The organism is Pseudomonas sp. HD6515 (assembly GCF_024971855.1).
GTDB lineage: Bacteria > Pseudomonadota > Gammaproteobacteria > Pseudomonadales > Pseudomonadaceae > Aquipseudomonas > Aquipseudomonas alloputida.
In genome coordinates, this window is sequence record NZ_CP079827.1 from 4,544,831 (window position 1) to 4,557,074 (window position 12,244).

Consider the following 12,244-nt stretch of genomic DNA (forward strand, 5'->3'; position numbering starts at 1 on the left):
TGTTTGCCACCACAGGTGCTGGCAGCGGCCCGCAGGGCTGCGAAAGCTATGGACGATGGCGCGCAGCCAGCCGTCACATCTGCCATCAAGCCTGTTTCACCGCACGCATGAAGGCCTCGATCTTCGCCGCGTCCTTGATGCCCTTGGCCTGTTCGACGCCACCACTGACATCCACCGCATAAGGCTTTACCCGGGCAATGGCCTGGCCAACGTTATCGGCCGACAGCCCACCCGCGAGAATGATCGGCTTGCCAAGACGCGCCGGTACCAATGACCAGTCGAACGCCTCGCCGGTTCCCCCTGGCACGCCTGGCACATAGGTGTCCAACAAAATGCCGCGGGCACCCGCGTAACGCTGACAGGCCGCCTCCAGGTCATCGCCAGGGCGCACACGCAGGGCCTTGATCCAGGGGCGGTGGTAGCCTTCACAGTCCTGCGGGGTTTCATCGCCGTGAAACTGTAGCAGGTCCAGCGGAACCACTTCGAGGATCTCGTTCAGCTCACAGCGCGAGGCATTGACGAACAGCCCGACCGTGGTCACGAACGGCGGCAGCTCGGCAATGATCGCCCGCGCCTGGCGCACGTCCACCGCCCGCGGGCTCTTGGCATAGAAGACGAAGCCGATGGCATCGGCCCCCGCTTCGGCAGCGGCCAGTGCGTCTTCGATGCGGGTAATCCCGCAGATCTTGCTGCGAACATTGCTCATGGAACAAGAACCCTGATTGTTGCGGCGAAAGGGCGGATGTTAGCAAATGGCTTTTCGCTCGTCAGTCTGCCAACGCCTCGTAACCACTCAAAAAGTGTGGACCGATGTAACGCTTGGGCAACGCAAACGCTTCGGGGTACTCCACCTGCACCAGGTAAAGCCCGTATGGGTGGGCCGTTACCCCACCTTCACGGCGGTTGCGCCCTTCCAGCACCTCGCGCGCCCAGGCAACCGGACGCTCGCCGGCGCCGATGGCCATCAGCACACCGGCAATGTTACGCACCATGTGGTGCAGGAAGGCGGTGGCACGCACGTCCAGCACGATCATCTGGCCATGGCGGGTAACACGCAGGTGGTAGATGTGCTTGATCGGTGATTTGGCCTGACACTGGCTGGCACGGAAGGCGCTGAAGTCGTGGGTACCCAGCAGGAACTGCGCCGCCTCGGCCATGCGATCGACGTCCAGCGGACGGTGGTTCCAGGTCACCTCTTCGGCCAGGTGCGCCGGGCGAATCGGGTCGTTGTAGATGACGTAGCGGTAGCGCCGGGCGCAAGCCTTGAAGCGGGCATGAAAGTCGGCCGGCATTGGCCGCGACCAGACCACACTGATGTCGTGCGGCAGGTTGAAGTTGGTGCCCATGGTCCAGGCGCGCTCGTCACGCACGGCACGGGTATCGAAGTGCACGACCTGCCCGCAGCCGTGAACGCCGGCGTCGGTACGCCCGGCGCAGACCACCGAAATCGGCTCGTTGGCGACCTTGGACAGCGCTTGCTCCAGGGCTTGCTGGACACTCGGCACGCCGCTGGCCTGACGTTGCCAGCCGCGGTAGCGCGCGCCTTTGTATTCCACGCCCAGGGCGATGCGGGAGTAGCCTTCGGCCGCGGATTCGGCGGTAGCGGTGTCGATGATGTCCAAGAGCATGAAACCTGTGGGGTGTACGGAATGGCGGGGATTATAACGACAACGGCAGCCTCGTAGGGCTGCCGGTGGTTGCACACTGCATGTGCGGGCCTCTTCGCGGGCGCGGTCAGCCCGCCAAGAGGCCTGACCTGCTTGCATCAGACCAGCCGGGAGAGCATGTCCTCGGCTTCCTGACGCTGGCTGTCGTCGCCATCCTTGACCACTTCGTCGAGGATGTCACGCGCGCCCTGGCTGTCACCCATGTCGATATAGGCACGGGCCAGGTCGAGCTTGGTGGCGACTTCGTCACTGCCGGAGAAGAAGTCGAAGTCCAGGTCGTCCAAAGGCTCGGGCTCGGGCTGCGCCACCGCGTCTTCGCTGGTGAAGTGCGGCTCCAGCGATGGCGTTTCGAGGCTCTGCGACAGCTTGTCCAGCTCGGCGTTGACGTCATTGAGCTCCGAGGCAAAGCTCTTGGCGGCCGGCGAATCGTCTTCCAGCGACAGGGACAAGTCGAAGTCCGATGGCAGGTCGAACTCGGAGACCGGGTCAAACTCCGGCTCGCTGTCGAAGGCAGCCAGTTCGGACGCGACATCCAGTGGATCTTGCTCCAGCGCCTCCGGGGCAGCCGGGGCAACCGGCTCGCTGACGTCGAGGTCGAAATCAGACAGGTCCACGGCAGGCTGAGGCTCGGCCTGAGCCAGCATAGCCTCGAAATCAGCGTCGGCGTCGGCTTGCAGCTCGGCATCCACGGCAAAGGGCTGTTCTTCTGGCGGAGCTTCTTCCTGTACGGGCTCATCCAGCACAGGCTCAGCGATTACCAGCTCGTCGGGTACGCCCCCCTGTGCGATCGGCTCGTCCAGCACGGACGCGGCCAGCGGGTCTTGATCGGCCAGGTCTTCACCCAGGCTCAGGTCGAAGGCGCTGTCCAGATCCTGCTCGGCCAGGTCCGTTGCATCGAGCGTTGGCACTTCATCGAAGGCGTCCAGCTCAGCGTCAGGCTCTGCTTGCGCGACAGCCTCTGGCTCAGCCTCCACGTGCGGCTCGAACCCGGACAACTCGTCAGGCACCACATCGGCAACCACCGGCGCTTCGGGCTCATCGTGCAGCAGCTCTTGCACGTACTGCTCATCCATTTCGGCAGCCAGCGCCGCCGCACCCAGGCCGGCAGCAGCCAGGCCGAGCATGGCGGGGTAACGCTCTTTCAGGCTGGCGACTTCAGCAACGTTCTGCTCGCTGGCCGGCAACTGACGCTCCTGTTCAGCGAACGCGCTCTGGTCACCCTGACGGGCGTACACGTCCATCAGCTTCAGGCGCAGGTCGTCACGCTCCGGCGCGGCGGCCACGGCGGGCTCCAGCAGCTCGGCAGCACGATTAAGGCGGCCTTCGGCCAGGCATTGGTCAACTTGCGCCAGCAGCGCGGCGTGCGGGTCTGCTTGCGGCTCAGGCTCGGGTTCTGCCTCAGCGACCGGTTCTGCCACTTTTTCCGCAGCGACGGCAGCAGCAGCCGAAGCGGCAACCACAGCCGGCGACAGGGTTACGCCAGGCTCCCGGGCTTCGACGCCGTCGAAGCTCTCGGTATCGCTGTCGAAACCTGCGCCCTGCTCTTCTTCCAGCGCCCGCGCCATGCGCAGGTGCTTCTCGGCTTCTTGCTGGGCTTTGCGCTTGCGCGCCAGCAGCCACAGCAGCAGTGCCAGCACCAGAATGCTGGAACCGGCAATCACCCCCAAAAGCCACGGGTTGCCCAGGACCGAATCGAGCGTACCCTTCGGCTGGCTGACGGATGCTGGCTGGGCGTCCGGCACAGGCTTGGGTGCGGTATCGGCAGCAGCAGGTGCCGGATTGACCACGGGCTGCTCCGGAGTAGCGGCAGCCGCTGCCGACGCGTCTGCGCCCTGGCCTTCCAGGCGTGCCAACTGGTTGTTCTTCAGCTCGATCAGGCGCTGCAGCTTGTCCAGCTGGCTCTGCAGGTCGGCCATGCGGCTTTTCAGTTCTTCGTTGTCGCGACGGCTGGTGTCCAGGCTTTCCTGGGCCATGGCCAGCTCGTCATTCAACGCCTTGGCCTGGCCTGCACCGGCCTGCTTGCCCGGGCTGACCAGGCGCAGGTTGTCGCCCTGGGCGATACGCGACGGCGCAGCTTCGGCGGCGCCACGGCGGGTGGCATCCAGCTGGCGGGCACGCGGCCCCAGGCGACGGCCTTCACGCCAGGCCGCATACTGCTCGGCCACCTCGCGGTTCGCTTCGCCCTGGGCGATGCTCTGGATCTGCTGCTGGTCGGGCAGGCGCAGTACCTGGCCAACCTTCAGCTGGTTGATGTTGTTGCCGATGAAGGCGTCCGGGTTCAATGCCTGGATCGCGATCATGGTCTGCTGGATCGACCCACCCTGGGCGTTACGCGCGGCAATCTGCCACAAGGTGTCGCGACGCTGGGTGGTGTAGTTGCTGGCACCGGTCATGGCCGGTGTGACATTGCCTGCCGCCGGCTTGTCGCCCTGCGCCTTGGCCTGGTCGAGCAGCACACTATAGTCACGCAGCAGACGGCCCTGCGGCCACATCACCTGCACCAGGAACTTGACCACCGGACCTGGCAGCGGCTGACTGGACGTCACGCGCAGCACACTTTTGCCGTTGGGGTTGATCACCGGTGTGAAGGTCAGGTCTTCGAGGTAGGTCGGAAACGCCACCCCGGCCTTGCTGAACTCTTCCGGTGGCGCCAGGCTCGGCGCCACCTCGGCGGCTTTGAGGTCGCGCACGTCGAGCAATTCGATCTCGGCGTCCAGCGGCTGATTCTGTGCCGACTTCAGGGTCAGCTCCCCCAGGCCCAGCGCATTCGCCATGCCAGACGACAGCGCGGATGCTGCAGCCATGGCCAGAACCAGTTTGCGAATTCGAAGCATGACCTCTTCCCTTGTATGAATCGTCCCGAAACCTGCATGCGGAGCAGGACAAAAGTGCTCGCCAGTATCTTTTACGGCATGTGTTTAATCAACAATTGCGCCACTTGCACGGCATTGAGCGCGGCGCCTTTGCGCACATTGTCAGTGGTTAGCCAGAGGTTGAGTTGCTGGTCTTCATCGACACCGTGACGTACACGTCCAACATAGACCACGTCTTGGCCCACTGCGTCACCTACCGGGGTCGGATAATCATCGTTTTCCACCCGCTCGATGCTGTCGGCTGCCTCCAGGGCCTGGTTGACCGCTGCCAGGTCTACCGGGCGACGGCTTTGCACGGCCACACTGAAGCTATCGCCGAAAAACACCGGGACTTGAACACAGCTCACGGAAATCTTCAGGTCAGGCAGGCCCAGCAGCACGCGCAGTTCGCTGACCAGGCGGCGCTCCAGGGCGGTATGGCCCTGCTCGTCGGCAGCACCGACCTGGGCCAGCAGGTTGAATGCCACCTGGCGGTCGAAGAAGCGCGGCTCCAGCGGGCGGGCATTGAGCAGTTCGGCGGTTTGCCGGGCCAGCTCGCTGACCGCTTCACGGCCTTGCGCCGACACCGCCAACGCGGCCATCACTTGTACCCGCTCGATGTCCAGCAGGCCTTTGAGCGGCGCCAGCGCGACGGCCAGGGCTACTGCGGCCGAGCATGGGCTGACAATGCGCGCTGGCAACGACAGGCTGGCCAGGCGTTCGGCGTTGGCTTCCGGCACCAGGGCCAGGGCGTCGTCCAGGCCGCCGGACAGGTCGATGACCGTGCAGCCCGCCTGCAGCGCCTTGCTGGCAAAGCTGCGGCTGACGGCGGCGCCGGTGGCGAAGAAGGCCAGCTTGACCTGGGCGAAGTCGAAGCTGTCGACTTCGCGCACCTTCAGTTTCTTGCCAGCGAACATCACGCTGCTGCCCGCCGATTCCATGCTGGCCAGCAGGTGCAGGGTGGCAACCGGGAATGCCAGTTCCTCGAGGATCTGCACCAAGGCTTCACCGACGCTGCCGGTGGCGCCGACGACGGCGATATCCAAAGGGTGTGTCATGGAAGGGATCCTTTTGCTGTAAACGGCGGGGGCGGCACTTTACTCGGATTGTAGGGTTTTGTCTGTGCCCACCCGGCGCTGCTGTTGCTGTTGCTCGATTGCGTCTTGCTTCTTGGATGTGCGCACTCACACCGAGTAGGTATTCATTCGCGCAGGTGGCGCATCGTCACCTTTCCGCCCTTCCGGCGGGTTACTTTGGTCGTGGCCAAAGTAACCAAAACCGTCGGCTCCCATCATCCGGCCCCTACGCTACGCTCCGGGGTCCCCTCGCTCCGGGCTAGCTCCCGGGAGGACCGCGCTGCAGGCCCCATCCTGGGGCCCAGCGCTTGACGGGCATCCATGCCCGTCACCTCCCTCCGCAAGCCCTGCGCTCGGCCTCCTGAAGTCGCAATCTGCGTCGCCTGAACTAACGCGCACTTAGAAGCAAAAGCCAAAGCAAGAGCAACGGCGTTCTTCCAGGTACACCAGGCCGAGGGCAGCCATGCCGGCGATATCCTTATCCAGATGACCAGGCAGAACCTCACCGAATGCATCGGCGGTGCCGGCCGATCACCGAGTTCGCTTTTGATCTTGCTTCTAAACGCGCGGTAGTTCTGGCGACGCAGATTGCGACTTCAGGAGGCCGAGTGGAGGCATTGCGGAGGGAGATGACGGGCATGGATGCCCGTCAAGCGCTGAGGCCCCATGGATGGGGCCTGCAGCGCGTGCTCCCGGGAGCAAGGCCGGAGCGAGGGGACCCCGGAGCGCAGCGTAGGGGCCGGATGATGGGAGCCGACGGTTTTTGGTCCCTTTTTGCCACGACAAAAAGGGACCCGCCGTAAGGGCGGAAAGGTGAGTCGGCGTCGCCATCGCAAACGGACTGTACGCCCGATCAAAACCGGCGCTTAAGCTTTTGAGCTTTTGGGTTGTACGCTTACACATCAAGCAGACATTCATTCACGATGTTGGCGCCTATTCACCTTTCCGCCCTTCCGGCGGGTTACTTTGGTCGTGGCCAAAGTAACCAAAGCCGTCGGCTCCCATCATCCGGCCCCTGCGCTGCGCTCCGGGGTCCCCTCGCTCCGGGCTTGCTCCCGGGAGGACCGCGCTGCAGGCCCCATCCTGGGGCCCAGCGCTTGACGGGCATCCATGCCCGTCACCTCCCTCCGCAAGCCCTGCGCTCGGCCTCCTGAAGTCGCAATCCGCATCGCCTGAACTACCGCGCACTTAGAAGCAAAAGCAACGGCAACGGCAACGGCAACGGCAACGACTCTGTCAGAGCAGACATTTCGCCATTAAACAGCGGTATGACTTATCCGGCGATTAGGCCCGCGACTCAAATGCAAACCTTCAGGCATAAAAAAATACCGCACTGTCACCAGTGCGGTATTTTTCAGGTAAAGCCTGAACGATCAACGCTCCAGCAGAATCCGCAACATGCGGCGCAGCGGTTCGGCGGCGCCCCACAGCAGCTGGTCACCCACGGTGAACGCGCCCAGGTACTGCGAACCCATGTTCAGCTTGCGCAGGCGACCAACCGGGATGTTCAGGGTGCCGGTGACCTTGGTCGGGGTCAGCTCCTGCATGCTGATTTCACGCTGGTTCGGCACCAGCTTCACCCAAGGGTTGTGCTGGCTGATCATGCCTTCGATGTCGGCGATCGGCACGTCCTTGTTCAGCTTGATGGTCAGCGCCTGGCTGTGGCAGCGCATGGCGCCAATGCGCACGCAGATGCCGTCGACCGGGATCGGGCTCTTGAAGCGACCGAGGATCTTGTTGGTTTCGGCCTGGGCCTTCCACTCTTCGCGGCTCTGACCGTTCGGCAGTTCCTTGTCGATCCACGGGATCAGGCTGCCCGCCAGCGGCACGCCGAAGTTCTCGGTCGGGAACGCTTCGCTGCGCATGGTCTCGGCAACCTTGCGGTCGATATCGAGAATGGCGCTGGCCGGGTTGGCCAGGTCATCGGCCACTGCCGCGTGGGTAGCACCCATCTGCTTGATCAGCTCGCGCATGTTCTGCGCGCCGGCACCCGAAGCCGCCTGGTAGGTCATGGCGCTCATCCACTCGACCAGACCGGCCTCGAACAGGCCACCCAGGCCCATCAGCATCAGGCTGACAGTGCAGTTGCCACCGATGTAGTTCTTGGTACCGGCGTCCAGCTGCTGGTCGATGACCTTGCGGTTGACCGGGTCAAGGATGATCACCGCGTCATCCTGCATGCGCAGGGACGAAGCGGCGTCGATCCAGTAACCCTGCCAGCCGGCTTCACGCAGCTTGGGGAAGACCTCGTTGGTGTAGTCGCCGCCCTGGCAGGTCAGGATCACGTCGAGGGTCTTGAGTTCTTCAATCGAATAAGCGTCCTTGAGGGGCGCTGTATCCTTGCCCACGTTCGGACCCTGGCCACCAACATTGGAGGTAGTGAAGAACACCGGCTCGATAAGGTCGAAATCCTGCTCCTCCAGCATCCGCTGCATGAGCACGGAACCGACCATACCGCGCCAACCGATCAGACCTACACGTTTCATCGCAACTACACCTTTGCTAAAAGTGGGCCGCCACCGGGAATTTTGGGGGGCGGGCCAGAGAGATTACAGATTCCGCAGCGCTGCGACTACTGCGTCGCCCATTTCCTGCGTACCAACTTTGCGGCAGCCTTCCGAGAAGATGTCGCCGGTACGCAGCCCCTGGTCCAGAACCAGGCTCACGGCCTTCTCGATCGCCTCGGCGGCAGCCGACTGATTGAAGCTGTAACGCAACATCATCGACACCGACAGAATGGTCGCCAGTGGGTTGGCGATACCAAGGCCCGCGATGTCCGGTGCCGAGCCGTGGCAAGGCTCGTACATGCCTTTGTTGTCGGCATCCAGAGACGCCGAAGGCAGCATGCCGATGGAACCGGTCAACATGGAAGCTTCATCCGACAGAATGTCACCGAACATGTTGTCGGTCACCATCACGTCGAACTGTTTGGGGGCACGCACCAGCTGCATGGCAGCGTTGTCGACGTACATGTGGCTCAGTTCCACGTCCGGGTAGTCCTTGGCCACGTCTTCGACCACTTCACGCCACAGCTGGCTGGAGGCCAGAACGTTGGCCTTGTCGACCGAGCACAGCTTCTTGCCGCGCACACGGGCCATGTCGAAACCGACACGGGCAATGCGGCGCACTTCGCTTTCGCTGTACGGCAGGGTGTCGTAGGCCTGGCGTTCGCCGCCTTCCAGCTCGCGCTGACCACGCGGGGCACCGAAGTAGATGCCGCCGGTCAGCTCACGGACGATGAGGATGTCCAGGCCCGATACGATTTCCGGCTTCAGCGACGAGGCATCGGCCAGTTGCGGGTAAAGGATGGCTGGTCGCAGGTTGGCGAACAGGCCCAGTTGCGAACGGATCTTCAGCAGGCCGCGCTCTGGGCGAATGTCTCGCTCGATCTTGTCCCACTTCGGCCCGCCCACAGCCCCCAGCAGCACCGCATCGGCCTTGCGCGCACGCTCCAGGGTTTCGTCGGCCAGCGGCACACCGTGCTTGTCGATGGCGGCACCGCCAATCACGTCGTGCGCCAGGCTGAAGCCGAGCTGGAACTTGTCGTTGGCCAGCTCCAGTACCTTGACTGCCTCGGCCATGATTTCCGGGCCGATACCGTCACCTGGGAGAATCAGAATCTGCTTGCTCATGCTTTCCTCTATCCATTCACGCGGCGTGGCCAAGCGGGCCCCACCGAAAAGTGCTTAACGCTCGGCCCACAACACCAGCACATCGGTGCTGAATGAGCCGTCGGCCTCGATCTGGTAATACTGCCGTACTTCTTCGCCCATGGCTTGCTGCAACTGGCGGATGGCCACGCGCATCGGCTCGGGGGTGCGCATGCGTTCAACCCAGGTGCTCCACTCCAGGCGCAACGGTTGGCGGGTGTGGCTGCGCACGTGCAGGCCGGCTTCGCTGACCTGGCGTTGCCACTCGGCGGCGGAGTAGTCGCGCACATGGCTGGTGTCGCGCAGCACTTCGACCGTTTGCAGGTAAGTGTCGAGCAGCGGGCTGCCCGGCGACATCACGTCGATGAACGCCGCCACACCACCGGGCTTGAGCACCCGGCGCACCTCGCGCAGGGCCAGGCCCAGGTCGCTCCAGTGGTGGGCCGAATAACGGCTGAAGACGAACTCGAACGACGCATCGGCGAACGGCAGGCGTTCGGCAGCGCCGCGTTCGGTCGTGATATTGGCCAGGCCACGCTCGGCGGCGGCGCTGGCGACCACGTCGAGCATGGACTGCGAGAGGTCGTAGGCGACCACTTCGGCAACCAGCGGGGCGACGTGGAAGCTGACATGACCGGCACCGCAGCCCAGGTCCAGCACGCGGGCATGGGCCTGCCCTGCCAGCTCAGCCTGCAGCAGGGCGAATTCACTGCCTTGGGCGTGCACGGCGCTGCTGAGGTAGGCGCTGGCCTGCTCGCCGAACTGGCGTTGGACCACATCGATGTGCTGGGTGCTGGTCATGTCTCGTTCCTTTAGATTTTTGTTGCCTGTGCCGGCCTCTTCGCGGGTAAACCCGCGCCTACAACGACCGCGTAACCCTCTGCCCGCGAAGAGGCCCGCACTGTCACCTACGAACTTCAGGCATCACGGAACAGCCAAGGCTGGCTGGCGCGGTGCTTGCTTTCGAAGGCCTTGATCGCGTCGCTGTCCTGCAGGGTCAGGCCGATATCGTCCAGACCGTTGAGCAGGCAGTGCTTGCGGAATGCATCGATTTCGAAGTGCAGCACCTTGCCATCTGGGCGGGTCACCGCCTGCGCCTGCAGGTCGATGGTCAGCTGGTAGCCCGGGTTGGCTTCGACCTGCTTGAACAGCTCGTCGACTTCCTCATCGCTGAGAATGATCGGCAGCAAGCCGTTCTTGAAGCTGTTGTTGAAGAAAATGTCGGCAAAGCTTGGCGCAATGATGCTGCGGAAGCCGTACTCGTCCAGCGCCCAAGGGGCATGTTCACGGCTGGAGCCGCAACCAAAGTTCTCCCGCGCCAGCAACACGCTGGCGCCCTGGTAGCGCGCGTGGTTGAGCACGAACTCTTCGTTGACCGGGCGCTTGCTGTTGTCCTGGTAGGGCTGCCCCACGTCCAGGTAACGCCACTCGTCGAACAGGTTCGGGCCAAAGCCGGTGCGCTTGATCGATTTCAAGAACTGCTTTGGGATGATCTGGTCGGTGTCGACGTTGGCACGGTCCAACGGTGCGACGAGGCCAGTGTGCTGGGTAAAGGCTTTCATGCTGCGCTCCCTTGGATCAACTCGCGGACATCGATGAAGTGGCCGGCTACCGCGGCAGCGGCGGCCATGGCCGGACTGACCAGGTGGGTACGGCCACCGGCGCCCTGACGGCCTTCGAAGTTGCGGTTGGAGGTGGACGCGCAATGCTCGCCGCTTTCCAGGCGGTCCGGGTTCATCGCCAGGCACATCGAGCAGCCTGGTTCACGCCATTCGAAACCGGCTTCGAGGAAGATCTTGTCCAGGCCTTCACGCTCGGCCTGGGCCTTGACCAGACCCGAACCTGGCACGACGATGGCTTGCTTGACGCTGGCGGCCACCTTGCGGCCCTTGGCGATTTCCGCCGCAGCGCGCAGGTCCTCGATTCGCGAGTTGGTGCACGAGCCGATGAACACACGGTCCAACTTGATGTCGGTGATCGCCTGGTTGGCGGTCAGCCCCATGTACTTCAAGGCACGCTCGATCGAACCACGCTTGACCAAGTCGGCTTCGGCCGCCGGATCCGGTACGCGCTGGTCGACGGCCAGAACCATCTCGGGCGAAGTGCCCCAGCTGACCTGTGGCTTGATCTGGCTGGCATCCAGCTCGACCACGGTGTCGAATACGGCATCGTCATCCGAAACCAGGTCTTTCCACGATTCGACCGCTTGCTTCCACTGCTCACCCTTCGGCGCGTACGGGCGCCCTTCGACGTAGGCAACGGTAGTGGCATCGGTCGCCACCAAGCCAACGCGGGCACCGGCTTCGATGGACATGTTGCAGATGGTCATGCGGCCTTCCATCGACAATTCGCGAATGGCACTGCCAGCGAATTCCATGGCGTGACCGTTGCCACCGGCAGTGCCGATCTTGCCGATCACGGCCAGGACGATATCCTTGGCGGTGACGCCGGCCGGCAATTGGCCTTCCACGCGCACCAGCATGTTCTTCATCTTCTTGGCGACCAGGCACTGGGTGGCGAGCACGTGCTCGACCTCGGAAGTGCCGATGCCATGGGCCAAGGCACCGAAGGCGCCGTGGGTGGAGGTGTGCGAGTCACCGCAGACCACGGTCATGCCCGGCAAGGTGGCGCCTTGCTCCGGGCTGATGACGTGGACAATGCCCTGGCGCTCGTCGTTCATCTTGAATTCGACGATGCCGTATTCGTCACAGTTCTCGTCGAGGGTCTGCACCTGCAGGCGCGATACCTGGTCGACGATCGCCTCGATACCGCCCTTGCGCTCTGGCGTGGTCGGCACGTTGTGGTCGGGCGTGGCGATGTTGGCGTCGATACGCCATGGCTTGCGGTTGGCCAGGCGCAGGCCTTCGAAGGCCTGGGGCGACGTCACTTCGTGGATGATGTGGCGGTCGATGTAGATCAAGGACGAGCCGTCATCACGGCGCTTGACCTCATGGGCTTCCCAGAGTTTGTCGTAGAGCGTTTTGCCAGCCATCAGACTG

At 63.5% G+C, this 12,244-nt stretch carries 9 protein-coding genes and 1 pseudogene; 1 reads left to right on the plus strand and 9 read right to left on the minus strand.

Annotation, left to right across the window (positions count from 1 at the left end; all coding sequences use genetic code 11):
• Positions 1-85: 85 nt before the first annotated feature.
• The 4 genes from KW568_RS21075 to KW568_RS21090 form a co-directional block, all read right to left on the minus strand.
• On the minus strand, positions 86-706 hold the full coding sequence (locus KW568_RS21075) for a phosphoribosylanthranilate isomerase (protein WP_003247201.1): 621 nt from the start codon (positions 704-706) through the stop codon (positions 86-88).
• A 61-nt stretch (positions 707-767) separates the two neighbouring features.
• Positions 768-1,628, minus strand: a complete 861-nt coding sequence (gene truA / locus KW568_RS21080) for a tRNA pseudouridine(38-40) synthase TruA (protein WP_033726402.1) — start codon at positions 1,626-1,628, stop codon at positions 768-770.
• Between the two features lie 137 nt (positions 1,629-1,765).
• Complete coding sequence (locus KW568_RS21085; RefSeq protein ID WP_004574883.1) at positions 1,766-4,501, minus strand: FimV/HubP family polar landmark protein; 2,736 nt, start codon at positions 4,499-4,501, stop codon at positions 1,766-1,768.
• Between the two features lie 71 nt (positions 4,502-4,572).
• Positions 4,573-5,577 carry an aspartate-semialdehyde dehydrogenase gene (locus tag KW568_RS21090; protein ID WP_004574881.1) on the minus strand — a complete coding sequence of 335 codons (1,005 nt, stop codon included), beginning with the start codon at positions 5,575-5,577 and terminating at the stop codon, positions 4,573-4,575.
• Between the two features lie 450 nt (positions 5,578-6,027).
• On the opposite strand from KW568_RS21090, the pseudogene KW568_RS31210 reads away from it, so the two are divergent.
• Positions 6,028-6,134 (plus strand): annotated as a pseudogene (locus KW568_RS31210) (3-deoxy-7-phosphoheptulonate synthase); the annotation flags it as partial.
• 834 nt (positions 6,135-6,968) lie between these two features.
• On the opposite strand, the gene asd reads toward KW568_RS31210, so the two are convergent.
• The 5 genes from asd to leuC form a co-directional block, all read right to left on the minus strand.
• Complete coding sequence (gene asd / locus KW568_RS21100; RefSeq protein WP_003247195.1) at positions 6,969-8,081, minus strand: aspartate-semialdehyde dehydrogenase; 1,113 nt, start codon at positions 8,079-8,081, stop codon at positions 6,969-6,971.
• Positions 8,082-8,144: 63 nt separating this feature from the next.
• Positions 8,145-9,227 (minus strand): 3-isopropylmalate dehydrogenase, encoded by a 1,083-nt coding sequence (gene leuB, locus KW568_RS21105; RefSeq protein ID WP_003247194.1) that lies wholly within the window; start codon positions 9,225-9,227, stop codon positions 8,145-8,147.
• 54 nt (positions 9,228-9,281) lie between these two features.
• On the minus strand, positions 9,282-10,046 hold the full coding sequence (locus KW568_RS21110; protein WP_003247193.1) for a class I SAM-dependent methyltransferase: 765 nt from the start codon (positions 10,044-10,046) through the stop codon (positions 9,282-9,284).
• 116 nt (positions 10,047-10,162) lie between these two features.
• Positions 10,163-10,807 (minus strand): 3-isopropylmalate dehydratase small subunit, encoded by a 645-nt coding sequence (leuD, locus tag KW568_RS21115; RefSeq protein WP_004576935.1) that lies wholly within the window; start codon positions 10,805-10,807, stop codon positions 10,163-10,165.
• Positions 10,804-12,237, minus strand: coding sequence for a 3-isopropylmalate dehydratase large subunit (gene leuC, locus KW568_RS21120; RefSeq protein WP_003247191.1), 1,434 nt, complete (start codon positions 12,235-12,237; stop codon positions 10,804-10,806). Before leuC ends, leuD begins: the two co-directional genes overlap by 4 nt.
• Positions 12,238-12,244 lie beyond the last annotated feature (7 nt).

Coding starts and splice junctions, on each gene's coding strand:
- KW568_RS21075 (WP_003247201.1), bottom strand. CDS start 706: ATGAGCAATGTTCGCAGCAAGATCTGCGGGATTACCCGCATCGAAGAC.
- truA (WP_033726402.1), bottom strand. CDS start 1,628: ATGCTCTTGGACATCATCGACACCGCTACCGCCGAATCCGCGGCCGAA.
- KW568_RS21085 (WP_004574883.1), bottom strand. CDS start 4,501: ATGCTTCGAATTCGCAAACTGGTTCTGGCCATGGCTGCAGCATCCGCG.
- KW568_RS21090 (WP_004574881.1), bottom strand. CDS start 5,577: ATGACACACCCTTTGGATATCGCCGTCGTCGGCGCCACCGGCAGCGTC.
- asd (WP_003247195.1), bottom strand. CDS start 8,081: ATGAAACGTGTAGGTCTGATCGGTTGGCGCGGTATGGTCGGTTCCGTG.
- leuB (WP_003247194.1), bottom strand. CDS start 9,227: ATGAGCAAGCAGATTCTGATTCTCCCAGGTGACGGTATCGGCCCGGAA.
- KW568_RS21110 (WP_003247193.1), bottom strand. CDS start 10,046: ATGACCAGCACCCAGCACATCGATGTGGTCCAACGCCAGTTCGGCGAG.
- leuD (WP_004576935.1), bottom strand. CDS start 10,807: ATGAAAGCCTTTACCCAGCACACTGGCCTCGTCGCACCGTTGGACCGT.
- leuC (WP_003247191.1), bottom strand. CDS start 12,237: ATGGCTGGCAAAACGCTCTACGACAAACTCTGGGAAGCCCATGAGGTC.